26 protein-coding genes are annotated in these 25,435 nt (G+C 64.8%); 3 read left to right on the top strand and 23 right to left on the bottom strand.

What is annotated here, in order from left to right:
- Nucleotides 1-39: 39 nt before the first annotated feature.
- From H4V95_RS17655 to dacB, 18 genes are all read right to left on the bottom strand, one after another.
- Entirely contained in the window at nucleotides 40-2,547 is a 2,508-nt protein-coding gene (locus H4V95_RS17655) for an ATP-dependent Clp protease ATP-binding subunit (RefSeq protein WP_209731197.1), read from the bottom strand.
- Nucleotides 2,548-2,678: 131 nt separating this feature from the next.
- On the bottom strand, nucleotides 2,679-2,999 hold the full coding sequence (locus H4V95_RS17660) for an Lsr2 family protein (protein WP_171584970.1): 321 nt from the start codon (nucleotides 2,997-2,999) through the stop codon (nucleotides 2,679-2,681).
- A gap of 129 nt (nucleotides 3,000-3,128) precedes the next feature.
- Entirely contained in the window at nucleotides 3,129-3,323 is a 195-nt protein-coding gene (locus tag H4V95_RS17665) for a hypothetical protein (RefSeq protein WP_196866738.1), read from the bottom strand.
- Nucleotides 3,316-4,779 carry a lysine--tRNA ligase gene (gene lysS / locus H4V95_RS17670; protein ID WP_209731418.1) on the bottom strand — a complete coding sequence of 488 codons (1,464 nt, stop codon included), beginning with the start codon at nucleotides 4,777-4,779 and terminating at the stop codon, nucleotides 3,316-3,318. Before lysS ends, H4V95_RS17665 begins: the two co-directional genes overlap by 8 nt.
- 143 nt (nucleotides 4,780-4,922) lie before the next feature.
- Nucleotides 4,923-5,840, bottom strand: a complete 918-nt coding sequence (gene panC, locus H4V95_RS17675; protein ID WP_245345764.1) for a pantoate--beta-alanine ligase — start codon at nucleotides 5,838-5,840, stop codon at nucleotides 4,923-4,925.
- The gene (locus H4V95_RS17680) at nucleotides 5,833-6,747 is read right to left on the bottom strand and encodes a Rossmann-like and DUF2520 domain-containing protein (protein WP_196866739.1); all 915 of its coding nucleotides are present in this window, start codon (nucleotides 6,745-6,747) and stop codon (nucleotides 5,833-5,835) included. Before H4V95_RS17680 ends, panC begins: the two co-directional genes overlap by 8 nt.
- Nucleotides 6,734-8,362, bottom strand: coding sequence for a PH domain-containing protein (locus H4V95_RS17685; RefSeq protein ID WP_196866740.1), 1,629 nt, complete (start codon nucleotides 8,360-8,362; stop codon nucleotides 6,734-6,736). The genes H4V95_RS17680 and H4V95_RS17685 overlap by 14 nt, the downstream gene beginning before the upstream one ends.
- Nucleotides 8,359-8,874: a PH domain-containing protein gene (locus H4V95_RS17690; RefSeq protein WP_196866741.1), complete on the bottom strand. Its 516-nt coding sequence runs from the start codon at nucleotides 8,872-8,874 to the stop codon at nucleotides 8,359-8,361. Before H4V95_RS17690 ends, H4V95_RS17685 begins: the two co-directional genes overlap by 4 nt.
- Nucleotides 8,867-9,364: a DUF3180 domain-containing protein gene (locus tag H4V95_RS17695; protein WP_196866742.1), complete on the bottom strand. Its 498-nt coding sequence runs from the start codon at nucleotides 9,362-9,364 to the stop codon at nucleotides 8,867-8,869. Before H4V95_RS17695 ends, H4V95_RS17690 begins: the two co-directional genes overlap by 8 nt.
- Nucleotides 9,352-9,864 carry a 2-amino-4-hydroxy-6-hydroxymethyldihydropteridine diphosphokinase gene (gene folK / locus H4V95_RS17700; RefSeq protein ID WP_209731198.1) on the bottom strand — a complete coding sequence of 171 codons (513 nt, stop codon included), beginning with the start codon at nucleotides 9,862-9,864 and terminating at the stop codon, nucleotides 9,352-9,354. The genes H4V95_RS17695 and folK overlap by 13 nt, the downstream gene beginning before the upstream one ends.
- Nucleotides 9,861-10,250, bottom strand: a complete 390-nt coding sequence (gene folB / locus H4V95_RS17705; RefSeq protein WP_196866744.1) for a dihydroneopterin aldolase — start codon at nucleotides 10,248-10,250, stop codon at nucleotides 9,861-9,863. The genes folK and folB overlap by 4 nt, the downstream gene beginning before the upstream one ends.
- Before the next feature lie 9 nt (nucleotides 10,251-10,259).
- Entirely contained in the window at nucleotides 10,260-11,165 is a 906-nt protein-coding gene (gene folP / locus H4V95_RS17710) for a dihydropteroate synthase (RefSeq protein ID WP_196866745.1), read from the bottom strand.
- A 12-nt stretch (nucleotides 11,166-11,177) separates the two neighbouring features.
- Nucleotides 11,178-11,795, bottom strand: coding sequence for a GTP cyclohydrolase I FolE (gene folE, locus H4V95_RS17715; protein WP_196866746.1), 618 nt, complete (start codon nucleotides 11,793-11,795; stop codon nucleotides 11,178-11,180).
- A gap of 35 nt (nucleotides 11,796-11,830) precedes the next feature.
- A complete protein-coding gene (gene ftsH, locus H4V95_RS17720; protein WP_196866747.1) occupies nucleotides 11,831-13,903 on the bottom strand; it encodes an ATP-dependent zinc metalloprotease FtsH in 2,073 nt (690 codons plus the stop codon).
- Between the two features lie 215 nt (nucleotides 13,904-14,118).
- On the bottom strand, nucleotides 14,119-14,670 hold the full coding sequence (gene hpt / locus H4V95_RS17725; protein ID WP_171584959.1) for a hypoxanthine phosphoribosyltransferase: 552 nt from the start codon (nucleotides 14,668-14,670) through the stop codon (nucleotides 14,119-14,121).
- On the bottom strand, nucleotides 14,639-15,754 hold the full coding sequence (gene tilS / locus H4V95_RS17730; protein ID WP_395939855.1) for a tRNA lysidine(34) synthetase TilS: 1,116 nt from the start codon (nucleotides 15,752-15,754) through the stop codon (nucleotides 14,639-14,641). Before tilS ends, hpt begins: the two co-directional genes overlap by 32 nt.
- Nucleotides 15,747-16,880 carry a zinc-dependent metalloprotease gene (locus H4V95_RS17735; protein ID WP_209731420.1) on the bottom strand — a complete coding sequence of 378 codons (1,134 nt, stop codon included), beginning with the start codon at nucleotides 16,878-16,880 and terminating at the stop codon, nucleotides 15,747-15,749. Before H4V95_RS17735 ends, tilS begins: the two co-directional genes overlap by 8 nt.
- 41 nt (nucleotides 16,881-16,921) lie before the next feature.
- A complete protein-coding gene (gene dacB, locus H4V95_RS17740) occupies nucleotides 16,922-18,358 on the bottom strand; it encodes a D-alanyl-D-alanine carboxypeptidase/D-alanyl-D-alanine-endopeptidase (RefSeq protein WP_196866749.1) in 1,437 nt (478 codons plus the stop codon).
- 142 nt (nucleotides 18,359-18,500) lie between these two features.
- Here dacB and H4V95_RS17745 point away from each other — a divergent pair, with 142 nt between their 5' ends.
- Nucleotides 18,501-19,067 carry an inorganic diphosphatase gene (locus H4V95_RS17745; RefSeq protein ID WP_196866750.1) on the top strand — a complete coding sequence of 189 codons (567 nt, stop codon included), beginning with the start codon at nucleotides 18,501-18,503 and terminating at the stop codon, nucleotides 19,065-19,067.
- 68 nt (nucleotides 19,068-19,135) lie between these two features.
- Complete coding sequence (locus tag H4V95_RS17750) at nucleotides 19,136-19,783, top strand: hypothetical protein (protein WP_196866751.1); 648 nt, start codon at nucleotides 19,136-19,138, stop codon at nucleotides 19,781-19,783.
- 35 nt (nucleotides 19,784-19,818) lie between these two features.
- On the opposite strand, the gene H4V95_RS17755 is transcribed toward H4V95_RS17750, so the two are convergent.
- Entirely contained in the window at nucleotides 19,819-20,649 is an 831-nt protein-coding gene (locus H4V95_RS17755) for an HAD family hydrolase (protein ID WP_196866752.1), read from the bottom strand.
- 43 nt (nucleotides 20,650-20,692) lie between these two features.
- Entirely contained in the window at nucleotides 20,693-21,979 is a 1,287-nt protein-coding gene (gene serS / locus H4V95_RS17760) for a serine--tRNA ligase (protein WP_209731199.1), read from the bottom strand.
- 73 nt (nucleotides 21,980-22,052) lie between these two features.
- Between serS and H4V95_RS17765 the strand changes: the two genes are divergently transcribed.
- Nucleotides 22,053-23,153 (top strand): diacylglycerol kinase family protein, encoded by a 1,101-nt coding sequence (locus tag H4V95_RS17765; RefSeq protein WP_196866754.1) that lies wholly within the window; start codon nucleotides 22,053-22,055, stop codon nucleotides 23,151-23,153.
- Here the strand turns inward: H4V95_RS17765 and H4V95_RS17770 are convergent.
- The 3 genes from H4V95_RS17770 to H4V95_RS17780 all read right to left on the bottom strand — a co-directional run bounded on the left by H4V95_RS17770 (nucleotide 23,150) and on the right by H4V95_RS17780 (nucleotide 25,420).
- Nucleotides 23,150-23,551 carry a hypothetical protein gene (locus tag H4V95_RS17770; protein WP_196866755.1) on the bottom strand — a complete coding sequence of 134 codons (402 nt, stop codon included), beginning with the start codon at nucleotides 23,549-23,551 and terminating at the stop codon, nucleotides 23,150-23,152. The genes H4V95_RS17765 and H4V95_RS17770 overlap by 4 nt on opposite strands.
- Before the next feature lie 84 nt (nucleotides 23,552-23,635).
- Nucleotides 23,636-24,610 carry a DNA topoisomerase IB gene (locus H4V95_RS17775; protein ID WP_196866756.1) on the bottom strand — a complete coding sequence of 325 codons (975 nt, stop codon included), beginning with the start codon at nucleotides 24,608-24,610 and terminating at the stop codon, nucleotides 23,636-23,638.
- A gap of 78 nt (nucleotides 24,611-24,688) precedes the next feature.
- On the bottom strand, nucleotides 24,689-25,420 hold the full coding sequence (locus H4V95_RS17780; protein ID WP_196866757.1) for a DUF72 domain-containing protein: 732 nt from the start codon (nucleotides 25,418-25,420) through the stop codon (nucleotides 24,689-24,691).
- Between the last annotated feature and the right edge of the window lie 15 nt (nucleotides 25,421-25,435).

The raw sequence follows: 25,435 nt of genomic DNA on the forward strand, positions 1-25,435 counted from the left end.
GCCAGGGGCTTTCATCGCGTTTCGCGTGTGGGCCCGAGCCTACTCGGGGACCGTGGCCTCAATCGCTGCCGGTGCGTCCTCGAGTTCCTTCGGAGCACCGTGGCCGACGAAGGTGAAGCGTGCTTCATCTCCCTCACCCTCAATGTCAACCGAAACCAGTTCTCCGGACTTCAGTTCCCCGAAGAGGATCCTTTCGGAAAGCTGGTCCTCGATCTCGCGCTGGATGGTGCGGCGTAGCGGCCGAGCACCCATCGATGGGTCGTACCCCCGGGTGGCCAGGAGCACCTTCGCGGCGGGTGTGAGCTCGATGCTCATACCCTTGTCCGCCATCCGCTTCCCCAGCCGTTCCAGGAACAGGTCGACGATCTCGACGATCTCGTCCTGGGTCAGCTGCGGGAACACCACCGTGTCGTCAACACGGTTGAGGAACTCTGGGCGGAAGTGCTGCTTGAGCTCCTCCGTCACCTTCGCCTTCATCCGGTTGTAGGTGGTGGTGGTGTCGGTGCCGGACTGGAAACCGGTCATGACGCCCTTGGAGATGTCCCGGGTACCCAGGTTGGTGGTCATGATGATGACGGTGTTCTTGAAGTCCACCACCCGGCCCTGGCTATCAGTCAACCTGCCATCCTCAAGGATCTGGAGCAGCGAGTTGAATAGATCGGCGTGGGCCTTCTCTACCTCATCGAACAGCACCACTGAGAATGGACGACGCCGCACCTTCTCGGTGAGCTGTCCACCTTCTTCATAGCCGACATATCCGGGAGGGGCACCGAAGAGGCGTGACACCGTGTGCTTTTCCGAGTACTCGGACATATCCAGGGTGATCAGTGCGTCTTCGTCGCCGAACAGGAATTCAGCAAGCGCCTTGGCAAGTTCGGTCTTGCCGACGCCGGTGGGGCCCGCGAAGATGAACGAGCCGCCGGGGCGCTTCGGATCCTTCAGGCCTGCCCGCGTCCGGCGGATTGCCTGCGAGATGGCCTTAATCGCGTCATTCTGGCCGACGACCCGCTTGTGCAGCTCGTCCTCCATCTTGAGCAGTCGTGAAGATTCCTCTTCCGTGAGCTTGAAGACGGGGATGCCGGTGGAGTTGGCAAGTACTTCGGCGATGAGTTCCTCATCCACCTCGGCAATGTCGTCGAGGCCACCGGACTTCCACCGGCGCTCCTTCTCCATCCGCTCATCGTGGAGTTTCTGCTCCTTGTCGCGCAGCGAAGCGGCTCCTTCGAAGTCCTGCGCATCGATCGCCGACTCCTTCTCGCGCTTCACGTCGGCGATCCGATCGTCGATTTCCTTCAGCTCCGGGGGCGCGGTCATCCGACGGATGCGCAGGCGTGCCCCGGCCTCGTCGATCAGGTCGATAGCCTTGTCCGGCAGGAACCGGTCAGAGATGTAGCGTTCAGCCAGGGTTGCGGCCGAGGTCAGCGCCTCGTCGGTGATCGATACGCGGTGGTGTGCCTCGTAGCGGTCCCGCAGGCCCTTGAGGATCTCGATGGTGTGCGCGACGGAGGGTTCCTGCACCTGGATGGGCTGAAACCGACGTTCCAGGGCGGCATCCTTCTCGATGTGCTTGCGGTACTCGTCGAGGGTGGTGGCACCGATGGTCTGCAGTTCCCCACGGGCGAGCATGGGCTTCAGGATCGACGCGGCGTCGATGGCTCCCTCGGCGGCCCCTGCCCCGACGAGGGTGTGGATCTCGTCGATGAACAGGATGATGTCACCGCGGGTGCGGATCTCCTTGAGTACTTTCTTCAGACGCTCCTCGAAGTCACCGCGGTACCGGGAGCCGGCGACGAGTGAACCGAGGTCAAGGGTGTAGAGCTGCTTGTCCTTGATGGTCTCGGGGACGTCTCCGCGGACAATTGCCTGGGCGAGTCCCTCAACCACAGCTGTCTTGCCGACACCTGGCTCACCGATGAGGACGGGATTGTTCTTGGTGCGGCGCGACAGCACCTGCATCACGCGCTCCATTTCCAGGGCGCGTCCAATGACCGGGTCGAGTTTGCCCTCGCGGGCTGCCTGGGTGAGGTTACGGCCGAACTGGTCAAGCACAACCGATCCTGCCGGCGTTCCTTCCTGCTGCTGGCCGCCGACCGAAGCCGGCTCCTTGCCCTGGTAACCGGAGAGCAGCTGGATGACCTGCTGACGGACACGGTTCAGGTCCGCGCCAAGCTTGACGAGCACCTGGGCCGCAACACCCTCACCCTCGCGGATGAGGCCGAGCAGGATGTGCTCGGTGCCAATGTAGTTGTGGCCGAGCTGCAGGGCTTCACGCAAGGAAAGCTCGAGGACTTTCTTCGCCCGTGGGGTGAACGGGATGTGGCCTGAAGGGGCCTGCTGCCCCTGGCCGATGATCTCCTGGACCTGTTCGCGGACGGCGCCAAGGGAGATGCTGAGGGACTCCAGCGCCTTTGCGGCGACGCCTTCTCCCTCATGGATGAGACCGAGCAGGATGTGCTCGGTGCCGATGTAATTGTGGTTGAGCATGCGGGCCTCTTCTTGGGCCAGCACAACAACACGACGGGCGCGGTCGGTAAATCTCTCAAACATGGGGCACACTCCTAGCTAACGCGTAATTCGATGCTACGTGTCCTGCACTGGCTTTTGGAGCGTGTTCGCCACAGGCGAGATATCACACCCACCTGAGGCTGCGCCCCTCAGGGACGCAGCCCGGTGACTCTTTAGCGTTGCGCGGCGCGGTACGCTTCGACGATTTCGCTGTTGACACGGCCTCGGGCCGAGACGTTGTAACCATTCGCCCGCGCCCACTCACGAACCTGGGCTGCCTCCTGGTTCCGGCCTGGCGTAGCTACCCTCGCCTTGACCTGGCTGCTTCGACGGGCGCCGGAGACGTAATTGCTCAATGCGCCGCGAAGTTCTTTCGCGTGTGATTTTGAAAGATCAATTTCATACTGCACACCATCAAGTCCAAAACGTACAGTTTCATCCGCTTCTCCACCGTCGAGGTCATCGATCAGGAGGATCTTTACTTTTTGTGCCACAGTTTGCTCCTGCGTTTTTTGGTGAATTGTTATGTCCACCTAATTATGTGCCTGTCGCACACTAATCGTCAAAGCACAGGACAAAGAAGACGTTTACAAACTTTTGTCGGAATACCGGCAGAACCGCGATCACCGTGACGGCTCGGGCCGATCCTCATCAGCGGGTGCGGCGTTTGCTTCAGAGTCCGGCTGCTCATGCTGTTCATCAGCCTTGGCCATTGCCTCACGTTCGGTGCGATCTGCGTTGAAAATTGAACGCATGACAAAGAAAAAAATCACTCCTACTGCAATCGACGGGAGCAATACCGCAACATACTCAAGCACGACTATCTCCAACCGGTTTCAGAATGGGAAAGAGGATGGTCTCCCGAATACCCGCATTGGTGAAGAGCATCACCAGCCGGTCAATGCCCAGGCCGATTCCGCCCATGGGCGGAGCCCCGTACTCCAACGCCCGCAGGAAGTCTTCGTCCAGTTGCATCGCCTCATCGTCACCGGCTGCTGCCTGGCGTGATTGTTCAACCAACCGCTCGCGCTGGATGACCGGGTCGATCAGCTCGGAGAATGCGGTCCCGCGTTCCATGCCACCAATGATGAGGTCCCACGCCTCAATGAGTTGGGGATCCTCACGGTGTGGCCGGGCGAGGGGCTGCGCGGAGGGCGGGTAGTCATAGACGAAGGTCGGCTGGATCAGGGTCGGTTCAACCAGTTCCGAAAACAATTCAAGAACAAGTTTCTCGCTGCCCCATTCCGGCGCAACCTGCACCTCATGCTTTTCGGCAATAGCCCGCAACTCATCCTTAGTGGTGTCCGGCGTGATTTCCTGCCCCACTACCTCCGAAAGACCCGGGTACACCCCTAGCCACCGCCACTCGCCGTCGAGGTCAATGATGCCGGCCTCGGTTTCAATGGTCCGGGAGCCAAGGAGGTCGGCGCAATTCAGAATGATTTCCTTCATCCGCTCCGCCATTCCGAACTGATCGGTGTACGCCTCGTAGCACTCCAGCATGGTGAATTCCGGGCTGTGGGTGGAGTCGACACCCTCATTCCGGAAAATACGGCCGATCTCATAGACCCTATCTATTCCGCCTACGACAGCCCGCTTCAAGTACAGCTCAAGCGCAATGCGGAGCGTCATTTTCTGGTCAAAGGCGTTCAGATGGGTATCAAACGGTCGTGCAGCAGCGCCGCCATGGACCAGCTGAAGTATTGGTGTTTCCACTTCAACATATTCAAGTGAGTGCAATGTTTCCCTGATTGAACGCACGATCGCTGCGCGTGTGCGCACCATTTCGCGGGCTTCAGCACGCACCATCAGGTCGACATAGCGCTGCCTGACCCGGGTCTCTTCGTTGACACCGGCATGCAGGGTCGGTAGCGGGCGGAGTGCTTTCGACGCCATCGACCACCCGTCGGCCATGACGGATAGTTCCCCACGCTTGGAACTGATCACTTCGCCATGAACCGCGACGTGGTCGCCGAGGTCCACCAGAGCTTTCCAGTCGGCGAGGGACTGTTCCCCGATTTCGGCAAGACTGAGCATGGCCTGCAGACGGGAGCCGTCTCCCTCCTGGAGGGTGGCAAAGCAGAGCTTTCCGGTGTTGCGAACGAACACGACCCGTCCTACCACCGAGACAACCTCACCGGCGGTCTCCTCTGCCTCGAGGTGACCGAAATCGGCCCGCAGCTGTGCAAGGGAGTGCGTCCGCTCCGGCTTGACCGGATACGCTTCGTCGCCACGGTCAATCAGCCGCTCGCGCTTCTGAATGCGGATGCGCATTTGTTCGGTGGTCTCGTCGGCGTTGCCCACGCCATCATTCACGACGGAGTCTACTGCGGTGCTGGAATTATCTGTGGTCACGATATATAAGGGTACCGGCTAGGCTCCGCCGCACGCATTTGGTGGGCGCCTGACGGCCGGGCCTACTGCCCCAGGGGAGCGTTGTCGATCAGCCGGACCGAACCCACCCTGGCCGCAACAAGGGCAAGTGCCTCCCCGGTAAAGGGCTTATCCTTGCAGTTGAATGCCAACGGCTCAAGGGTCGACGGGTCGACGACCTCGAAATAATCCAGGCTGACTTCTGGCTGGCCAGTGACCAACGCCACGGCTGAGTCGATATCCAACGGCTCGTGGCGCCGGGCCCGGTCGACAAGCAGGCGGAGGGCACGGGACAGCACCAGGGCGGCGTCCTCCTCGTCCGCCTCAAGGAACCGGTTCCGACTGGAGAGGGCCAATCCAGCGGGGGTCCTGACAGTGGGAACCGCGATGATCTCGGCGGGGTAATCCAGGTCGTTGACCATCCGACGGATCAGTGCCAGCTGTTGCGCGTCCTTCTGGCCGAAGTAGCACCGATAGGCTGCTTCCACTCCTGGAGCTACCCGGTGCAGCAACTTCGCCACCACGGTGAGCATTCCATCGAAGTGTCCCGGTCGGGCTGCGCCCTCAAACTTTTGCCCCAGCTCGCCGGAGTTCACCGTGACGAGTGGTGGGCCGGCCGGGTACATCTCCTCCTCCGAGGGAGCGAACACCAGATCGACCCCGCAGCCAGCCAGTAGTTCAAGGTCCTTTTCCAGCTGCCGCGGGTAGCGCTGAAGGTCTGACGGCTCACCAAACTGCAGCGGGTTCACGAAGATTGAAGCGACGACCACCTCGTTGTCCCGCCGGGCAGCCCGCGCCAGCGCCGCATGGCCCTCGTGCAGGGCGCCCATCGTGGGAACGAACCCGAGGCTTCGCTGTTGATCGGCATGGTTGGTCGCCGGGTGCCCGCCGAGCAGTTCGGAGGTGGCCAACCTCAGGTCAGCCGAGGTCTTCACCACGCGAGGCATCACGGTTTCACTCATCAGTTTCCTCCTGGGACTGAGCGAGCACCCGGGTGATGGCGCTCCCCTGTGCCTCGCTGAGCAGCCCGCGGTCCACCGCGCGCTGCGCCGTGGCAATAGCCAGTGAACGGTAGGCGGCCCGAATGTCCGCCGCCGTGTGGTCTTCAAGCGCTGAGAGGTGGGCTTCAACTGTTCCGGTGTCCCCCCGGGCGACCGGCCCGGTGAGGGCACCCTCTCCCGCAGACAGCGCATTTTCCAGCGACGCCCTCATCAGCGGACCGAGCATCCGGTGCGGCTGCTCGACCCCGATGTCCGTGAGGAGCTGCGTTGACTGGGCGGTGATCGTCACCAGGTGGTTCGAGGCGTGCGCCAGCGCCGCGTGATAGAGCGGCCGGTGGGCCTCGTCGATCACCACCGGTTCGGCGCCCATCTCCACCACGAGCGCCTGCGCAACGGGGAGCACCGCTGACGGTGCCGAAATTCCGAAACTGCAATCGGGCAGCCGGGCCAGGTCGAGGCTCATACCGGTGAAGGTCATGGCGGGATGCAGAGCGAGCGGAATGGCACCCATTCCACGGGCCGGCTCAAGTACCGAGATACCGAACCGGCCGGAGGTGTGGGCGACGAGCTGCCCGGGCTGCCAGGCCCCCAGCTTGGCGAGGCCGTCCACCAGGTCGGGCAGGGCATCGTCCGGGACAGCGATGAGTACCAGCTCGGACCGTTCGATGATTTCGGGGATGGTCAGCACGGGTACGCCGGGCAGCAACATCTCTGCGCGTTCGAGGCTTGCCTCGGAGACAGCCGAGACGCCTATCACGGCGTGTTCGGCAGCGCGCAGCGCGGCCCCAAGGACCGCCCCCACCTTCCCGGCGCCGATGATCCCGACCCCGAGCCTGCCTGGACGTCGGCTCCCGCTAGCGTTGGCCATCAGGGGTGTCTCCACTGCGTTCCGCCGGAGCGGGCCGCTCTTCTACCGGGTGAGGATCGTGAGCTTCCACCGGATGAGGAGCGGAGGCTTCCCCGGGGTCGGGGTCCGTGTACGACGGCGCGCGTGGCATGAGCGTCGCCTCGGCCACCTCCACGGGTCTCATCCATTGCTCGGGCACACTCCGACGGCGCGCCTCGGCGGCCCGGATGCCCTGTTCGTGGAAGAGCCGCCAGGCGGTCTCCTCATCAACCTGCTGGATTCGTGGGCTGACCGGTCCAGGAGTGGTGTGGAGCAGAAGGTCGGCGACCCCAAAACGCCGGTACACCGGACCCTGTTGCAGGGCCAGGGACTGGGTACGCTCATGCGGCACCACAGCGAGCTTCCGCCAGAAAAACCCGGAGCGGATCAGGAGCGCTGTATCGGTGACGGCAAATCCGTTACGCCGCCATTCAAATGGTCCGATCCAGCGTGCCCGCCGCGGGGTGGTCAGGAATCCGGCGAGGCTGTCCCTGCCCTCCATCCCGGCGGTGAAAACCTCGACCGGCTCGTCGATACCAGGATTCGGGAGCACCAGGGCAAGGAGCTGCAGGACGTCCTGGCGGGTTCCGACCGGCAGCAGCGTGGCCCGCGCCTGGGCGTCACCGGTGGCGGCAATCCCGTACCCCGCCACGTTCACGGTCATCCGGTACCAGCCCTTGGCACGCCACAGTGGTGACTGGCTGATTCCCACGGCCTGGATCCGGCCGGGTGGGACGGTCTGGGTCCGGGTATCGAGCAGGCCGTATCGGACCCGGATACCGTCTGGGGAGATGGCAGCCCGGAAGTTGAACCCGTTCTTGATGCTGCTCCAGTAGCCACCCGCTACACCAAGGCCCAGCGGGATGATGACCGCGAGCGGGGCCGCCGCATCGAGGGTCACGGCGAACACCACCACCGCCGCCACCCCGAAGATGAGAAAAATGGTTGTCCCGGAAAGCAGGGTTGAGGCGATCACCCGGCCCGGCTTCAGCGCCAGTACTTCCCGCTCCGGCGCCTCCTGGATGTCCTCCGGATGCTCGGGGTCGATACTGACCCCCGCGGCACGGGCGAGGATGGTTGCACGAAGACGTTGGGCGTCACTGAGTTTCAGGAAGGCCAGCTTGACCGCGGACTCCCCGGCGTCGGCCACTTCGAACTTCAGTTCCGCGAGTCCGAACACCCTCGCGAGGAACGGCTGGACGACGTCGATCGCCTGTACCCGGTCCAGCCTCGCCTGCCGGTTCTGGCGGAACACCACGCCCGAATTAACCCTCACATGATGTTCGGTTACCTGGTACCGCGTGAAATACCAGGACAGCATGAAGCCCACCGCCACCAACACCACCACGCCGGCGATAATGGCAATTGTCCAGGGCAGCCGGACGCCGCCGTCGGACAGGCCCGGCGACTCTTCGCCCACCAGGGCGCCTTCAAAGAGGTCCCGCCCGGCGAAGAAGGCGATGGCCAGCAGGGCAATCCACCCGCGTACCAGCGGGGAAATGACGTGAACGCGGCTCCACTGGTCCTCTGACGTTGCCAGGAGGGTCGGATCCGGGGCGGCGGGGCCGTCCGGTGGCGCCTGATCGTGGGTGGTCACAGTCCGGCCAGCTTCGCCTCACCGCGGGCAGACAGTTGCTCCCGGAGGCGGGCGCCCTCGTCGCCTGGCAGCCCCGGAATGGAGGCGTTGGTGCCCGGGGAGGCGGTGTGCAGCTTCAGGCTGCACAGACCGAAGGCCCGGTCGATCGGACCTACGGCAACGTCGACGTACTGCATCCGGCCGTACGGCACCACCATGGTGCGCTGGTAGAAGACACCGGTGCGGATCAAAAGATCCTCATTGCGTTCCGCGTAGCCGATCGCGGCGACCTGGCGGGGAATGAGGACTCCGCGCCACACAGAGACCACCAGGGTGATGATCGGCAGGGCCCAGGCAACCCACAGCGGCGGGAAACCCCACCAGACGTCGGTGAGGACCAGGATCAGGGGAATGCTGAAGATCGCGAGGTTGATGACCGTGCCAACCACCCAGCCGAGCAGCCGGACCGTCAGATACTTCGGCGATACCCGCTTCCACTCCAGCCCATCCGGGTCAATTGGTTCCTTACGCATACTCCCCCTCGTCATTCCGCCTACCGTTGCGGTCGAGACCGTCCGCTTCGTCGTCGGGCGGGAGCCGGCAGAATCCCTGCACCACCAGACCGACGACGATCATCACGATACCGCTACCAGCCAGCACGAGGGTCCCCCACAGCGACCCGGTGACACCGCGCACCGCTACCAGTGAGAGCTGGTCCACCAGGATGCCCAGGTGCCACCCCGTGTTCAGCGCGCCCGCGTAGGCGGTGGCCTGCGCCAGGACGACTGTGCGGGCGGCGAGGATCGGGTTGAGCACACGGTCGCGTCGGCCGTTGCGCCAGCGCAGCACCCGGAAGCCAAAGATCAGCGTGATGGTCAGGATGGCCGCGACCGTCAGCAGTGAGCTCAGGTGGAGGGTCGGCGGCGGGAAACCGTTGCGGTTGGCCCACCAGTTCACCACCCAGCCGGCGATCGCTGCGACCACACCGAAGCCGGCCAGCCAGCTGAACTTTACAGTGCCCACGGCGTATCGGCCCCCTCGTAGGGCCGGATTTCCGCGTGGTCGGCGGTACCGCCGACCAGTTCGGTCACCAGCCGTCCGCCGAGCCGCGCCGTGGAGTCCATCCACGCCCACGGCTGCAGGACGAAGGCACGCTCGGCTGCCCTGGGGTGAGGGAGGGTGAGGAGTTCGTCGTCGGACGTGTAGTCGCCGAAGGTGATGATGTCCACGTCGAGCGTACGTGGGCCCCACCGGACGTCCCGGGTCCGGTGGTGTAAATTCTCGACGGCCTGGCAGTGGGCAAGAAACTCGTAGGGGCTGAGGTCGGTTTCGACCTCGATCACCATGTTGAGGTAGTCGGGCTGTTCCGGGCCGCCAACAGCGGTGGACCGTACCACCGGTGAGACTTCGCGCAGCCGGACCCGCGGGTTGTCCACGAGGTCCGCGACGGCGAGGGACAGGGTGCCATGGCTGTCGCCGAGGTTGCTCCCCAGCGCCAGCACTGACCGCACCCTGTCGGTCACAACGATCCCTGACCGATCCGGGTGCGCACAATGGAGACGGAGACGTCCCCAAAGGGCACCGGGATGGGGGCCTTTGGCTTGTGCACGGTCACCTGGACCGATTCTGCCGGGAACCCGGCGAGCAGGCCGGCCGCGATTCGATCGGCCAGCGCTTCGATGAGGTTCAACGGTTCACCGGTGACCGCTGCAACCACCTGCTCGGCCACGTCGCCGTAGTGGGCGGTCGCTTCCAGATTGTCGGTGGTTCCGGCTGCGCGGAGGTCCAGGTGCAGGACGACGTCGACGACGAACGGCTGGCCGTCCCGGCGCTCGGAATCGAATACGCCGTGGAAACCGACCGCAGTGATGCCGGTGATCGTGATGGTGTCCTGCTGGACGGTTGTCATTGGCCCGGCCTAGTCGGTCCACGCGGCGGAAACCTTGACGGCATCCAGGTTGGGGCCGACGTCGTGCACCCGGACCCCCCACGCGCCCGCGGCTGCCGCGAGAGCGGAGACGGCAACGGTCGCCGAATCGCGTTCCTGGGGTGCTGCGGCCTTTCCAGCCGAGGTGAGCAGCGTGCCGAGGAAGCGTTTGCGAGACGCCCCGATCAGGACCCGGTGGCCCAGCGCCGTGAACCGGTCCACGGCGCGCAGAATCGCCCAGTTGTGCTCCTCGTTCTTCGCAAAACCCAGACCGGGGTCGAGGATGATCATCCCGGGATCCACTCCGGCCTCGACAAAAGCATCCCGGACCGTCATCAGTTCGGCGATAACCTCGTCCACTACCTCCCCGTACTGGGCGAGTGAACCCATGGTCGCTGCGGTGCCTCGACGGTGCAGCAGCACGTACGGGACGTTGCGTTCGGCGATCAGGGTGGGCATGGCCGGGTCGTAGTCCAGGCCGGACACGTCATTGACCAGGGCGGCCCCGGCGTCCAGCGCCCTGGCTGCGGTCGAGGCGTGCATGGTGTCCACGCTGATGAGTGCTCCCGCCTTCACCAGTGCAGCGACCACCGGCAGGATGCGCTGCTGTTCCTCGTCGGGGCTCGTCTGATCCGCGTTGGGTCGGGTCGATTCGCCGCCCACGTCAATGATGTCTGCGCCCGCGTAGTGCATCCGGAGGCCCTCGGAGATGGCATCGTCGGTGCTGGCGAAACGGCCGCCGTCGCTGAAGGAGTCGGGGGTGACATTCAGGACCCCCATGACCAGGGAACGGCCGGACGGAAGGTCTTTGAAGGTTTTCGCTACCTTCGAGACCCGCAGGACGGGAAGGGGGGAGGTGGCGGGCCCGGTTCCCGGCGCCGCTGCAAGTGAATCCATCGGTATGTGGTCCTATCTTCCGAGTATCAGGCTCATGGCTTCAGCGCGGGTGGCGGGGTCCCGCACCTGGCCGCGGACCGCCGACGTGACGGTCTTGGCGCCAGGTTTACGCACGCCGCGCATGGACATACACATGTGTTCGCATTCCACCACCACAATCGCACCCTTCGGTTGCAGGTGCGTCATGAGTGCCTCGACGATCTGGGTGGTGAGCCGCTCCTGCACCTGGGGGCGCCGGGCAAACACCTCCACCAGCCGGGCGAGCTTGCTCAGCCCGGTGACCCTACCCTCAGCCGAGGGGATGTACCCGATGTGGGCTGAACCGTGGAACGGAACGAGGTGGTGTTCGCAGGTCGAGTAGAACGGGATGTCCTTCACCAGGACCAGCTCTTCATGGTCGATCTCGAAGGTGGTGGAAAGGATCTCCGCCGGGTCCTGATGCAGCCCGGCGAAGAACTCCGCATAGGCTTTCGCCACCCGTTTCGGGGTTTCCACCAGGCCGTCGCGGTCAGGGTCTTCACCGATGGCGGCAAGGATCTCGCGCACTGCGCGCTCGATTCTCGGTTGGTCCACCGGCGACCCAGCCGCTACGAGGGCCGCGGAGAATACTTCATCGTCAAAATCTGTCACTGAAGTAATCCTACGCGTTGCCCCCGGTCCGCCCGTTAGGGGCGGGGTCCGCCGGCGCCCGTCCCACCGGTCGACGCGTCACCGGTCTCGGGGGAAGGCAACTCTGATCCGTGGACATCAAAGTCGCCAACAAGCTGGGCGTCGGCTATCTGATCCTGCGGTGCCACAGTCTCCGGGGCTGGTTCCCCGGCTTCGCTGGCTTCCTGGCGCTCCTTCTTCGACACCACGGGCGGCAGGGCATGCACCGGGCGGGAATCCTTGGACAGCCAGACGTCGCGGATATCGCGTTTGCGGATCTCGGTGAAGACCTCGGCGATCTCGGCCTGGTTGAGGGTTTCCCGCTCCAGCAGTTCCAGCGCGACCCGGTCCAGCACGTCCCGGTTCTCGGTCAGGATCTCGTACGCCTCGTCGTGGGCGTTGTCGATCAGGCGGCGGATCTCCTCGTCGACGATGTAGGCGATATGGTCCGAGTAGTTCCGTTCGTGGCCCATGTCCCTGCCGAGGAAGGGCTCCCCGCTGCCCTGGCCCAACTTCACCGAGCCGATCCGCTCGCTCATTCCGTACTCGGTCACCATCTTCCGGGCGGTGGCGGTTGCCTTCTCAATGTCATTGGACGCACCGGTCGACGGGTCGTGGAACACGATCTCCTCGGCAACCCGCCCACCCATTGCGTACGCCAACTGGTCCAGCAGTTCGTTGCGGGTGATTGAGTACTTGTCGTCGCTGGGCAGCACCATGGTGTAGCCCAGTGCCCGTCCACGCGGCAGGATGGTCACCTTGGTGACCGGCGACGTGTTGCGCAGGGCTGCGGCTACCAGTGCGTGCCCGCCCTCGTGATAGGCGGTGATCTTGCGTTCGAGTTCCTTCATCACCCGGCTGCGCTTCTGCGGACCCGCGATCACCCGGTCAATCGACTCATCGAGGGCTCGATCGTCAATCAGCTGCGCGTTGGAGCGTGCGGTCAGCAGGGCAGCCTCGTTGAGAACATTCGCCAGGTCGGCGCCCGTGAACCCGGGGGTCTTCTTGGCGACGGACCTCAGGTCCACTCCGGGCGCCATCGGCTTGCCCTTGGAGTGCACCGTCAAAATGTGCTCGCGGCCCAGCATGTCCGGTGCCTCGACGCCGATCTGCCGGTCGAATCTGCCGGGGCGCAGCAGCGCCGGGTCCAGGACGTCGGGCCGGTTGGTGGCGGCAATCAGGATCACATTGGAGGTGGCATCGAAACCGTCCATTTCGACGAGGAGCTGGTTCAGTGTCTGTTCACGCTCATCGTTGCCGCCACCGACGCCTGCGCCACGATGGCGGCCGACGGCGTCGATTTCGTCGACAAAGATGATCGCCGGGGAGTTGGCCTTGGCCTGTTCAAACAGGTCACGGACACGGGAAGCGCCCACGCCAACGAACATTTCGACGAAGTCGGAGCCGGAGATGGAGTAGAACGGCACCCCTGCCTCGCCAGCCACGGCCCGGGCCAGGAGGGTCTTGCCGGTCCCTGGTGGGCCGTACAGGAGGACGCCCTTCGGGATCTTGGCGCCGAGAGCCTGGAACTTCGCGGGTTCCTGCAGGAACTCCTTGATCTCGTGCAGTTCCTCGACCGCCTCGTCGGCACCGGCAACATCGTTGAAGGTGACCTGGGGCATGTCCTTGGACACGAGTTTCGCCTTGGACTTGCCGAACTGCATCACCTTTGACCCGCCACCCTGCATACGGGAAAGCAGGAACCAGAAAATGGCACCGATGATCAGCAGCGGCAGCATCAGGCCGAGGAAACCGGTGAACCAGTTGCTTTCGGCAGGCTGGTCGGTGAAGCCGTCGACGTCGGAGGTGTTGATTGCTGCCACCACGTCTTCGGCCCGGGCGGTGCTGAAAAAGAACTGGACGCTCCGGCCCATGTCTTCGTAGTCCTCACGCAGGGTGAGGTCGACCCGCTGGTCGCCGTCGTAAATCTTCGCCTGTTCCACCTGGTTGTCATTCAGGAGGTCGAGGCCCACATTGGTATCCACCCGTGAGCTGCTGGTGCTGAACAGGTTGGGCAAAATGATCAGCAACGCCGCGACGGCGAGCACGATCCAAAAGATGGGCCCCTTGAAAAGGTTCTTAAATTTCATTCGTCTCAGGGCTGCAGACCCTGTCCCTCCTGCTAACAAGCAATTCCTGCGGTGCTCGAATACTGCGGTGCTCAGTCACTGCGGTGTCGCGCGAACGGCGCAACAAAAGCTAGACAAAGCTTTACACTGTCTGCACTCAACCACGCACCAAATCACCCATAAGTTCCCTATGGGCGGACAGATTGGCCGGTAGCCGAACCGTCCAGCGGGTGGGCTTACTCGTAGACGTGCGGGGCGAGGGTGCCGATGAAGTCAAGGTTGCGGTACTTTTCGGCGAAGTCCAGGCCGTACCCGACCACGAACTCGTTAGGAATGTTGTAGCCAACATACTTCACGTCAATGCTGACCTTCGCGGCCTCGGGTTTCCGCAGCAGCGTGCAGATTTCCACTGAGGCCGGGCCCCGCGACTGAAGGTTGGATTTCAACCAGGACAGGGTCAGACCGGAGTCGATGATGTCTTCGACGATCAGCACGTGCTTGCCCATGAGGTCCGTCTCGAGGTCCTTGAGGATGCGGACCACCCCTGAGGATTGCGTGCCCGAGCCGTAGGAGGACACCGCCATCCAATCCATCGTCACGTGGGAGTGCAGCGCCCGCGCCAGGTCCGCCATCACCATGACAGCGCCCTTCAGGACGCCGACAATCAGAAGGTCACGGCCGGCGTAATCCTTGTCGATCTGGGCCGCCAACTCGGCAACGCGCTGCTGGATTTCCTCTTTCGTGTAGAGAACATGCTTAAGGTCGTCCTGGACGTCCTGTGAATCCACCAATTGCTCCTGAGGGTTTGGATGGGGCGGCGCCTGCGACTGAGGAGGGCGCGCGGTTGTTTCTAAAGACAAGACTGCCATAGCTTGGGTCCCCTTGGGGAACAGATTTCCCGCGCACCTGGCGGTGCACGCTGACAAAGCCACCCAGCTGCACCGGCCCGGCGGAGCCGCGTCGCTCGAGCAGCGTCTCCGCGGCTCGGATCCGCTCGAAACTGGGCTGTTCGCCGCCCAGCCGGACTGCGGCGAGGGCCAGGATCCGTTGCCGCAGGGACGCGGGAAGGGACCGCAGTGCATCCTCGGGAAGGAGGAGGTCGGCGCCGTCCCTCACCTGGAGCTGCTCGAAGCTTTCCAGGCTCAGCCGGTCCAGGTAGTCGGCGTCCTGAGCCAGGATCCGGGACGTCCGGTACAGCGCGCGTGCCACGCCGGGGCCCAACTGGTCTTCCAGATAGGGCAATACCTCGGTCCTGACCCGTGAGCGGGCGAAGAACGGATCGGAATTGGAAGGATCCTGCCAGGGTTCGAGCCCCTCGAACCGGCAAATCTCGACTGTCTCTTCTCTCAGGAGCCCCAGGAAGGGCCGGAGGTAGATGCCCCGCTGGGCAGGCATACCGGCGAGGGATCGGGTACCCGAACCGCGGGCCAGGCCCAGCAGTACCTGTTCCGCCTGGTCGTCGAGCGTGTGGCCGAGGAGCACCGCTAAGGCACCGGCCTCTTCTGCGGCGGTGTCGAGCGCCTCAAACCGGGCCGTCCGGGCCGCAGCCTCAGGGCCCATCCCGCGCTGGTCGACCGTGACCGCGCGGACGGTGACCGGGTCGAGTCCCAGACTGGTAAGTTTCCGCGCGGCCTCAACGGCAACGTCGGCGCTCTCCGGGTGGAGTCCGTGGTCCACCACCACCGCGCCCACCCGGTATTCGCCGGATTTCGCAAGGTGGGCGGCAACCGACGCGAGCGCCAACGAGTCGGGGCCGCCGCTGCAGGCCACGAGCACAAGCGATCCCGGGGGTGTGTTGCTGGCCTCCAGCGCGCGCCTCAGCAGGTTCCGCGCATTGGCCACCACCGGGCTGAGCCGGGGCCGCCTAATCACTGCCGCGCAGTCCCATCCGCTGAATCCACTTGTCGGGGGCGTGGATTTCCTCCTCGGTGGGAAGGTGGTCGGCGCTGGCCCACACACTGTTGAACCCTTCCATCCCCACCCGGTCGACGACCCGGCGCACAAACCTTGCCCCGTCGCTGTATTGACGCATTTTGGCATCGAGCCCCAGGAGCCGCCGCAGGAATTTTTCCAGCGGCCCGCGGGACTTCCCCCGGGCATTGAACCGGCGGCGGATGGTCTTGACGCTGGGGACAATGCTGGCGTCGACGGCGTCCATCACCACGTTCGCATGCCCCTCAAGAAGGCTCATGACGGCTGTGAGGTGGGACATCCTCGCCTTGTCCTGGGGGTCCTGGAGCAGGGAGAGTATTCTGTTGTCGTGCTCACCGGTTTTCGCCGGGCTGGCATCGGCCGATCCACCGGAGGCGGTCAGCCCCTTCGCGGCCTTCGCCAACCGCTCGGAGAGCCCATCCGCCTTGTCGAGGAGTCCCTCAGTCAGCTCGGAAATATGCGCGAGCATGTGGTCTTTCAGCCAGGGCGCGGCGGCGAACTGGACCCTGTGGGTCTGCTCATGCAGGCACACCCACAGGCGGAAGTCGGCTGGGTCAACGTTGAGCTCCCGCTCGATCGCAAGAATGTTCGGGGCCACCAGCATCAGGCGGCCGCCGGTGCCGTTCCTCGCGGGGCCGAAGGGATCGTACTGGCCGAGCACCTTGGATGAGAGGAACGCCAGGATGGCGCCGAACTGGGCCCCCGTGACTGTCCCACCCAGCGCTGCGCTGGCAGTAGTGAGCTGGTCCTTCCTGGTGCGTGCCAGGTGGTCCAGTGCCATCAGGGCCTGGAAGCTTTGGGTGTTGGCTTTGGCCCACGACGCCCTGTCAACGATCAGCAGGTCGGAGTCGCCCAGGTCCTTGGCCGCGTCAAGGCCGGTGATCTGGTGTACATACCCGATTGAAGCGTCTGCCGCTGCCCTCAGGTCCGCGACCACTGCCTCGATTTCCCGGGCGCTTACCTGCGGTCCCGCGGGGGTGAGCTTCGCTGCACTGGATGCCGCGAGATCCCAGTTGATCAGCTGTGGGGCTGGCTGTCGGACGGTGGATGAAAGGTTGCTCTCCATGGGGACCATTCGATCACACTAGTCTGTGAGGAAAGCGGCAGCTATCGGCAGCCGCACCCTGCCAGGGCGGCTGTCGCCCGGTCAATTGCCGCACGCGCCTCACCGGTGTTCCCCTCCAGTCCGCCGGCGAGGAACGAGAACACCAGCAGGCGACCTTCGGCGGTCACCACGTACCCGCTGAGCGCGGTCACCGCGTTCAAGGTCCCTGTCTTGGCGCGCACCAGCCCTGCTCCGGCCGCCGTCGGTGCATCCGGTTCATACCTCTCCTGCAGGGTGCCCGACAGCCCGGCGACCGGCAACCCGGACAGGACGGCAGTGAGGGCCGGATCACCGGAGACCGCCAAGGCCCGCAGGACCGCGGCGAGCTGGGCTGGGGAGACCTCGTTGCGTGGTGAAAGACCTGCGGCGTCGCTGACCACCAGTGACTCGGTGGGCACCGCCAGCTCGCCCAGCACCCGGTCGATGGTTTCGGTGGCCCCGCCAAAGGATGCGGGCTGCCCGCTGGCCCGTGCCGCCAGGCGGGCGAGGGTCTCGGCGAGATAGTTGTCGCTGGTCAGGAGCATGTGCTCCACCTGTTCGGCGATAGTTGCCGACTCAACGGCTGCCAGCTGCTCACCTCCCTCCGCTGGTGTCTGGGAACGGGTCACCTCCGCCGCGAACTCCAGCCCGGCGTCGCCACCGGCGAGCGCAAGGGCGTCGCGGAAGGCGGTCGCCCCCGCGAGAGCCGCATCCGGGGACCGCGTGCCCCCGGATGCGGACTCGTCGACCCAGGAGGAGTTGATGGCCAACGGGTAGATCGGAGCGATCTCCCCGGCGGCGATGTCACCGGGGAGCCAGCCGGCGTTGAGGGTGGGGCCGACGAACAGGGTGTCGTCGACGGTGATGGTGAAGGGCGAGTCGGCGGGGTCAAGAGTGGCGACGGTTTCCTCGGCGAGGGTCTGCAACCCCGCGTGGCCGACGACCGCGTCGGGGTTCGACGCCCGGGAGGTGAGGAGGACGTCCCCACCGGCCACCAACACCAGCTCGTTGGGCCGGTCTCCGGCGACCACAGCGGTGGTGAGCCGATGCTCCGGGTCGAGTGTACTCATCGTGGCAGCGGCGGTGAGCAGCTTCTGGTTTGATGCAGGCAGTTGGGGTTTGTCGGAGCCGCGCTCGAACAGGCTCTCTCCCGAGTCGGCGTCCATGACGATGGCCGAAATCTCGCCGGGGCCGTCGAGGACAAGCTCGGCGTCCAGCACAGCGGCCAGAAGTTCGTGGTCGGGTGCCGGTGCCGTGGGTTCCAGCGTGCCGACGACGGCGGGTGGAGTCAGCTCGGCCGGTGGCAGCTGGATTGCGGGAGTGGTGGGCGCGGGTGTGGGCTCGGGCTTTTCCAGCGCCCGCACCACCGTGGGCACGGCGGCGAAGCCCAGTGGCACGGCGAGGACCGCGAACACGGCAACCAGCAGCGCTGCAGTGATCATGCGCGCGCTACGCGCCATGAAAATCCCCAATCGGCGAGAGCAAAGAATTGGTTCGAGCCCACGGGATGCGTCCCAAACCTATATGTTTAAGACTAGACCGACGCGGCAGCCCCTGGGCCTCCCGCCGCGCGCTGCCCCAAGGATTCCACAGGAGTGTGCCATGAACCTCGACGTCACCATCGAGATCCCCAAAGGATCACGCGTCAAGTACGAAATCGATCACGACACGCACAGGTTGCGCCTGGACCGTGTCCTCTTCACCTCAATGCAGTACCCCACCCACTACGGCTACTTCGAGAACACCCTCGGTGAGGACGGCGATCCGCTGGACGCAATGGTGATGCTGCAGGATTTCGACCTGATTCCCGGCGTGCTGGTCGAGTCCCGCCCGATTGGCGTGTTCAACATGACCGACGACGGCGGCGGTGACGCCAAGGTGCTGTGTGTGCCCACCGACCCGCGCTTTGACCACATCAAGGATCTTTCGGATGTGTCGCCGTTCCTGCTCGATGAGATCAAGCACTTCTTCGAGCGGTACAAGGACCTGGAGCCCGGCAAATGGGTTGAGGCAGCCGACTGGGCCGACCGCGCTGCTGCCGAAGCCGAGGTGGAAGCCTCGCTGAAGCGGTTCCAGGATCTTGGGGAACAGCGGGAAGAGGACGAGCCTCAGGGCCGGGACGTCGACGCCGACGTCGAGAACGCAACTGCCACCCCACAGGGCCGCTAGCCCCATCAAAACAACCTTTTCCGGTTGATTAGAGCGTTTTAGAGCATGGCTTCAGGCATACTGAAGCCATGCTCTACGTTTTAACCATCAATCAGCGGGACTCCCGCGAGGTCGGAGACCTCGTCGCCGACCTGCTGCGTGGTCTGCGGAACGTCGAAACGGTGGTGCCCTTCCAGCGCTCCACCGGTGATGAACTGCAGGGCGTGGTGGACAGCGCCACGACAGCGGTTGACGTCGCCCTCACAGCCCTGCGCTACCGCCGGTGGCATGTGGGAATCGGCGTCGGGGGGCTGCACTCGCCGCTCCCGGAAAATATCCTTGAGGCGCAGGGGTATGGGCTGGTCTACGCCCGGCGCGCGGTGACCAGGGCGCAGAAGACCGGCGAGCGGATCCCGCTGGCCGTCGAGGGCCCCGACTCGAGCATTGCGGCGGAGGCAGAGGCAGTGCTCCGTCTGCTGGGTCAGATTGTGTTCACGCGGACCGACGCCGAGTGGAACGTCCTTGACCTGTTGACTCCCGGTGCCCGGGGGCAGCAGAAGCTGATCGCCGCCGAACTGGGCATCACCACGCAGGCCGTCAGCAAGGCGGTGGTCCGGTCGCACTGGGTGGAGGAGTGGGCCACCCGGCCCGCCGCCGCGAGGCTCCTCGATCTGTCCTACGGCCCGGCAGCGCTGCCGCCGGGGTCCCTTCCGTATGAGCTGGCTGCCGAGCGCTGACTGGTCCGCCCGTCCTGGGATGAACACGGTGGGTGCTAGAGGAGGCTGCGGAGTACCTTCGCTGCGCCGTCGTCGTACACGCTCGCCGTCACCTCGGTGGCCGCTGCCAGCACTTCGTCGGGCGACTGCCCCATCGCGACTGAGCGCGCGGCCCAGATAAACATTTCGATGTCGTTGCGTCCGTCGCCGATAGCCACGGTGTGCGCCGGGTCGATGTCCAGCCTGCGGCGCAACAGCTCGAGGGCACTGGCCTTGGTGACACCGGCCGCGGCAATGTCGAGCCAGGCCGTCCACCCCACCGAGTAGGTGACGCCGTGCAATCCGATGGCCTCGACAGCCTCACCGAACTGCTCGGCGGTGCTGTCGGTGCTGAACACCACCACCCGGACGGCTGCGGCGTCGAGCATGTCCTCGAAATCGACGGTGCGGGTTTCGGCGCCGAAGCTGGCGTCCTGGAACGGCTCGGTGGCGAGGAAGTTTCCGTCGTCGTCCTCGAGCGCATATTTGGCGGTCGGTAGCCGTTCACGGAGGGCGACGAGCGCGGGACGGGGGTCGAAGGTGACCCGGTCAAGAATCTCAAACCCCTCGGCAGTCCCGGAGTCGACGCGCAGCGTCACCCCGCCATTGGAGCACACGCTGTAGCCGCGCTCGATCCCGAGCTGCTCGATGATGGGCAAGGCTGCTCCCAGTGAGCGTCCCGTGGCAATGATGACCTCATGCCCGGCATGGACCACCGCCCGCGCGGCGTCCCGCACCTCGTCGGTCATGTGGCCGTCGTGGTCCACGAGCGTCCCGTCAATGTCCAGGGCGACAAGTTTCCGCTGGGGCTGCTGGTCCTCGATGCCGGCAGTACTGAAATTCTTCATTACTCAAGTGAACCAGATTCGCCGGGCAGCGAGGTAGGTGGGGTCAGGATGCGCGGAGCACCGGGAGGACCTCGAGCCCGCCCAGGTAGGGCCTCAGAGCCTCCGGTACGGTCACCGACCCATCGGCATTCTGGTGGTGCTCGAGGATGGCGACAATCCAGCGGGTGGTGGCAAGGGTGCCATTGAGTGTGGCGACCGCCCGGGTGCCCTTGTTGCCCTCCGGAAGCCGTTCCCTGATGTTCAGGCGGCGGGCCTGGAAGGTGGTGCAGTTGGAGGTGGAGGTCAGCTCCCGGTAGGCACCCTGGGTGGGGACCCACGCCTCGCAGTCGAACTTGCGGGCAGCTGACATGCCGAGGTCCCCCGCGGCCGTGTCGATGACCCGGTAGGGCAGCTCCACCTTCGCGAGCATTTCCTCTTCCCAGGCGAGCATCCGTGCGTGCTCCGCGTAGGACTCCTCCTCGGTGGTGTACGCGAACATCTCGACCTTGTTGAACTGGTGCACCCTGATAATGCCGCGGGTGTCCTTGCCATGTGAGCCGGCTTCACGCCGGTAGCAGGAGGACCAGCCGGCATAGCGGACCGGGCCGTCGGAGAGATCGATGATCTCGTCGGAGTGGTAGCCGGCCATTGCCACCTCGGAGGTACCCACGAGGTAAAGGTCGTCCTCCGCCAACCGGTAGATCTCGGCGTCGTGGGCGACGTCGAAACCGGTCCCCTGCATGATCTCCGGCCTGACCAGGGTGGGGGTGATCATCGGGACGAACCCGGCCGTGACCGCCTGATCCATGGCCATGTTGAGCAGCGCGAGTTCCAGCCGGGCTCCAACACCCTTGAGGAAGTAGAAACGGGAACCGGAAACTTTCGCTCCGCGCTCCATGTCGATCGCACCGATCAACTCACCGATCTCCAGGTGATCCCTGGGGGTGAATCCTTCCGTGTCAAAATCACGGGGGGTGCCGACGGTCTTGAGGACCTCGAAGTCCTCTTCGCCGCCGGCTGGGACGCCGTCCTGGATGGCGTTGGGCAGGCTGCGGAGGAGTGCGTCCTGTTCCTGCCTGGCCGAATCGGCCTGGGCTGCGGCCGCCTTCACCGATGCGGCGAGCTCCTTCACCTCGGCGAGCAACGCCTGCTTCTGCTCACCCTTGGCCTGGGCCACCCGTTTGCCGAACGCGTTCTGGTCAGCCCGCAGGGACTCGGCATGGGTGACCACTTCGCGACGGCGGGAGTCGGCCGCGATGATCGCATCCACCAGGGCTTCATCGGCGCGGCGGGCGCGCTGCGAGGTGCGGAATTTCTCGGGATTGTCGCGGAGTTCATTTACATCGATCACCCGCCAAGACTATCAATGGGCCGGGTCGGCTTTTGCCCGCGATACTTCTCCGGGGGATACGCTGAGGGGCAGCATGAAACTCCGCCTGATCCTCCTGATGACCCTGGCCCTGGCTGCGGCGGCTTCAGCAGTGAGCTGGCTGGGTGTCCGCCGCCTGCATTCCCCGAAGCATCCCACCCCTGCCGCTGCACCTCCCCTACCGGCACCGAACGGACCGCAGCGGGTGGCCCTGGTGTTGCACCCCGGGAAACTCAATGCCAGTGCTGCCCGCCGGCTGGTCGAAGCGGCCTGTTCCGACGCGGGGTGGGCCCCGCCCATGGTCCTTGAGACGACCGTGCTGGATCCGGGATACGGGCAGGCAAGCCTGGCGTTACGGGACGGGGCCGACGTCGTCATCGCGGCTGGCGGTGACGGGACTGTGCGAGCTGTTGCCCGGGCCATGGCCCACCAGGACGCGGTGCTCGGCATTGTTCCGCTGGGGACGGGGAACCTGCTCGCGCGGAACCTGGGGATCCCGGTCTCTGATATCGGGGCGAGCGTGCGCAACGCCCTGCATGGCACTAGCCGCCGGATCGACATGGGTCGGGTCGCGCTGCGCAATGACAGGACCGGGACGCATACCGACCACGTTTTTCTGGTGATGGGAGGCGTGGGGCTGGACGCGGTGGTGGTGGCGGCCACCAAGGACGACCTGAAAGCAAAGTTCGGTTGGCTGGCCTACAGCGAGGCGGGGTTCCGGAGCCTACCGGGGAGGCGGCAGCGGATGCTGATCAGCCTCGATGGTCAGCCAGCGCAGTCCAGGACGGTCCACAGCGTCCTGTTCGCCAACTGCGGGAGACTCCCCGGAGGCATCGAACTGATTCCAGATTCGACCATTGATGATGGCTATCTGGACGTGGTGGTGATGAGTCCACGCAGCATTCTCGGCTGGATCTGGATGGGTGCCACGATTGTTCTCCGGCCACGGAAGGCCATTCCGGTGATCAATTATTACCAGGCCCGCCGGTTAACCGTCACGGTTCCCGATCCGACCCAGACCCAGCTCGACGGCGACCTGTCGGGCGCCGTCACTTCGCTGGACGTGCTCATCGACCCTGGCGCGCTGATCGTCCGGTCGCATCCTGGACTGGACCGTCAGCGCACCAGGGCGGTGATGCGCAAGGTCAGGGGTTAGCGGGAGCCCTTTTCTTCCGAGGGCTCGCCACCCTCCTGGATCGAGGGGACGCTGTCGGCGTCGGTGTACTCGCCCTGAGCCCCGGTTCCGTCCGCCGGATCCTCTTCGATGTCGGTGTACTCGCCCTCTTTGGCGGGGTCCTGCTCACCGGTGAAACCGCTGTCGGTGGCCCCGTGCTTCTGCGCACCGGTGTAACCGCCGCCGGGCACAGGCTCGAGGTTCTCGGTGTCCGAGTCGGGGAACTCGCCCTTTGCCTGGCTGTTGATCAACTGCTGCTCCTCGGAGAACCTCAGGTCGTTGGCCTGGTCTCCCGCGTCTCCACGGTAGTTTTCGTCGGAGGTTGCTCCGCCGCCGTCGTTCGGGGTGACGTCGTGTCCTGTATTGCCCTGCTCGCTCATGATGCGCCTCTCGTTGCGGTGTGCGCCGAACCCTGGCGCCTTGAGTGAAGCCTACTGATGAACCGCTTCCAGTGGGAAGGATCGCTACGCTTTAAGCAGCCCGCGAACAGCCTTTTCGGACGCCGAATAGCTGGCGATCTCAATCACCTCACCGGCCATGAACCGGTCGACGAGCCGGGGGTCAACATAGGAGCGTTTGGCGACCGCAGGTGTGTTGCCAAGCTTCTCCGCCACTGCGCGCATTGTCGCCGCAACGGCCTTCTGCCGGGCGGTCTTGGTGGTAGCCAACAGGTCACTCCGGGCGAGATCCATTGCCGCAACCACTGTCGCCTGCCAGGTCCGGAAGTCCTTGGCGGTGAACCCTTCGCCGGTGACCTGTCGGAGGAACCCGTTCAGCTGCGAGGCATCGACGCGGTGCCATTCGCCGTCGGGCGTGCGGTAAGCAAGCGCAGTGTCGGCCTGCTCGCGTTTCAGCATCGGCCGCATGGCCGCCGACAGGTCGGCGTCTTCAAGCGTGGATTCCCACTGCTGGCCGCTCTTCCCGGGGAACTCGAAGGTGACCATGGCGCCCTTGATGCGGACGTGCTCCACCTGCAGTGTGGTGACCCCAAAGGACCCGTTGGTCTCCGCGTACTGTTCGGAGCCAATCCGCAGCGATCCCGAGTCGACAATCCGCAGGGCGGCAGCGAAGGCGCGTTCCCTCGGCAGACCCTCGCTGCGGAGGTGTGAAGTGATCACTCGGCGGGCGGCGGGCAGCTTTTCCCCGAACTCGAGGGCACGATCGAACTTCTCGCGGTCCTTCTTCGCCCGCCAGGCCGTGTGATAGACGTACTGCCGGCGGCCCGCGGCGTCAGTACCGAGTGCCTGGATGTGCCCATTGGGGTAGGGCGCGATCCAGACATCCTTCCAGGCCGGCGGAATGGCCAGGTCCTTGATGCGCCGAAGTTCCCCGGCATCCCGCAGCGGTGTCCCGTCGATGGTGCGGTAGCTGAATCCCTTACCGTGACGGCGTCGGGTGATTCCCGGCTTCTCACAGTCGCTGCGGCGGAGTCGAGGCATGGTGGTGACCTTTCCGGATCGAGAAGATCAGCCTACTGCCCACCTGCTGTGCTGGCACTCACCGTTCTTCGTCGGCCGCTACCCCTGACCGAGGATTGCCCGCAGGGTGTCGGCGTTCCGCACCGCGTTGCCGCCGCCGTCGTTGTTGAAGTAGACGTACACGTCCTTGCCTGCCCACTGCCACTCGCGGATCCGGTCCGCCCACCAGGACAGATCGGCCTCCGAGTAGGAGCCGCCGTAGAGGTGATGGTGGTCTGGGCCGTGCATCCGCAGATACACGAAGGGCGCAGTGGCTCGGAGAACGCAGGGCAAGAAAGCGCCACTCATGACGCAGTAGGCGGCGCCGTGGCGTTCGAGCAGGGAGTACACCTCCTGGTGGTCCCAACTGGCGTGGCGGAACTCGACGGCCACCCGAATCCAGTCCGGCAGCAGGCCAAGGAAGTATCCGAGCCGCAGATCGTCACGCTCCAGGCCAGGCGGAAGCTGCACGAGCAGGACGGCACGTTTGTCGCCGAGTTCATGCCAGCAGGTGATAATCCGCTGCACCCAGACCTCCGGCTCATACAGTTTCTTGCCGTGCGTGAGCCCTCGGGGCGCCTTTACTGAGAGGAGAAATCCGTCCGGGAGCCTCCGGCGCCATCCAGCGAACGTCGTGTCGCGTGGCCACCGGTAGAAGCTGGCGTTGAGTTCGACGGTATCGAAGCGCTGCACATAGTAGCCGAGCCGCCTGCCCGCCGCAGTGCCGGCCGGGTACAGAATGTCATTCCAGTGGTCATAGCTCCACCCGGAGGTACCAATGTGTAAGCCCATGTCCAGCTCAGGGTA

The sequence above is a fragment of the Arthrobacter sp. CAN_C5 genome (assembly GCF_017875735.1).
In the GTDB taxonomy this organism is placed as follows: domain Bacteria; phylum Actinomycetota; class Actinomycetes; order Actinomycetales; family Micrococcaceae; genus Arthrobacter_D.